The organism is Microbacterium sp. Bi128 (assembly GCF_918698205.1).
This window is the reverse complement of record NZ_CAKKMM010000951.1, coordinates 1-2004: the sequence shown is the minus strand read 5'-3', so window position 1 is coordinate 2004 and position 2004 is coordinate 1. Positions and strand designations below refer to the sequence as shown.

Here is a 2004-nt window from a genome sequence, read left to right as displayed (position 1 = left end):
GATCGCTGAAATGCCCGTGATAGCCCGGCCGGTGACGAGGGTGTTGATTTCGTGCGTGCCCTCATAGGAGTAGATGGCTTCGGCGTCCGCAAAGACTTTGGCCATCTCGAAGTCCGTCACGATCCCGTTCCCGCCGAGGATGCTCCGGCCCAGGGCCACGCTTTCGCGCATCCGCGCGGTGGTGAACGCCTTGGCCAGCGCGGACTGCTCGTCCTTCGCCTCCCCCGCGTCCTCCAGCTGGGAAAGCCTCACCATCATGCCCATGGAGCTGACCGCATTGCCGAGGATCTGCACGAGCTGGTGCTGGATCAGCTGGAAGGAGGCAATCGGACGGCCGAACTGGCTGCGTTCCACGGCGTAGCGCCGGGCGACGTCGAAGGCCGCGAGCTGCTGGCCCACCGCTTGCCAGGCCACGGCCAGGCGGGTGACTTTCAGGACCTTGTTGGTGTCGCGGAAGCTGTTGGCGTTGGCGAGCTTGAAGAACTCCGGCACCACAACGTTGTCGAGCGTGATGTCAGCGTTCTGCACCGTGCGCAGCGAGATCTTGTTCTCGATTTTCACGGCACTGTATCCCTCGGTCTTGGTGTCCACGAGGAACCCTTTGACCTGGTTGTCGTCGACATCGCGGGCGTAGATGACCACCCAGTCGGAGAAAGTCGCGTTGCCGATCCAGCGCTTGGCTCCATTGAGGATCCAGTTATCGCCGTCGCGCCGTGCCGTGGTGCGCGTACCGCCGGCGACGTCGGAGCCGCCCAGGGGTTCGGTGAGGCCGAAGGCGCCGATCTTCTTGAGCGAGTAGATCTCGGGAAGCCACGCGTCCTGCTGCTCCTGGGAGGCAAGGGCTTCGATGGAGCCCGTGAAGAGCCCGTCATGGACGCCCATGAACGTCGCGATCGATGTGTCGGCGCGGGTGGCCTCCGCGTGCAGAATGCCTGCGAAGAGGTTCGAGTAGCCCTGCCTCCGGACGGGGCTGACCAGGTCGATTTCGGCGAGCTTCGGGATCAAATCCATGGGGAACTCCGCGCGATTCCAGCAATCGACGGCGATCGGCCGGACTTCGCGGGTGAGGAACTCGCGGACTTCGGCCAGCCTGTCCTGCTCCTTGGCGCTGAGCAGCTGCTCGAACGCAAAGAAATCGCCATCGGCGTAGGGCAGGTTGTGAATGTCGATGGCAGCTTTGGACATGGTGTTCCTTCACTCGATCAGCTGGGACCAAAAGGGCGCGGGCTTCGCGCCGGCAATATGTTACTGATCAGTAACTTATCTCAGTGTCGGGACGCCTGCAAGTGCCGGCCCAACGAAACCCGACAAAAAGGGAGCCGCGGCCGACGTCGGACGTCAGCCACGGCTCCCGTGGTTGCGGACCCCGGATGAGGAGGCCGCCGCAGAATTGAAAGTAGGGCTACTCGGACTTGAACCGAGGACCTTAGGATTATGAGTCCCGCGCTCTAACCAGCTGAGCTATAGCCCCCTGCGCCCGGAGCCAGACCTGGCCCGCGGGGGCCGGATTGGTTCCGGGCAAAAATACTCTAGCAATAGTAGACGCATCACACGTGCATGCCGCCACCGGCAGGCGGCCTGCCGGTGCTGACCCGGGTGCTCTTGGACTGGACGCCGTGGAACCTGCAGCGTTCGGAGGGGCTGCAGTTCTGCCAGGCGATGTGCCTAGAGGACCAGGTCGTCGTAGCTCGCGCCCCGGTAGATGTCCTCAAACGTCTGCAGCGTGCGCGCGATACCGTGGCTTTCCACCATTTCGCGGCTGGTCTTGCCCATCGCATCACGCTCGTGGTCGGGCAGCGAGAACACGCGCGTCAGCTTGGCCGCGAGGTCATCGCTGTCGTTGGGGATAAAGAGATAGCCATTTTCCCCGTCGCGGACCAGGTGCGGCAGCGCCATGGCGTCGGCCAGCAGGACTGGCGTGGACGCCGACATCGCCTCCAGGGTCACGAGGGACTGAAGTTCTGCCGTGCCGGGCATGCAGAACACATCGGCCGTGATGTAGGC

General features: G+C 63.6%; 2 protein-coding genes and 1 tRNA gene. All 3 read right to left on the bottom strand.

Features of this window, described 5'->3' with window-relative positions; translation table 11 throughout:
* A partial coding sequence (locus LQV45_RS28410; protein WP_230010293.1) for an acyl-CoA dehydrogenase family protein occupies positions 1-1185 on the bottom strand: 1185 nt, incomplete at its 3' end.
* Positions 1186-1397: 212 nt separating this feature from the next.
* Positions 1398-1471 (bottom strand) — tRNA-Ile (locus tag LQV45_RS28405).
* Positions 1472-1665: 194 nt separating this feature from the next.
* Positions 1666-2004, bottom strand: a 339-nt coding sequence (locus tag LQV45_RS28400; RefSeq protein ID WP_230010291.1) for a glycosyltransferase, incomplete at its 5' end; no start/stop codon positions are given.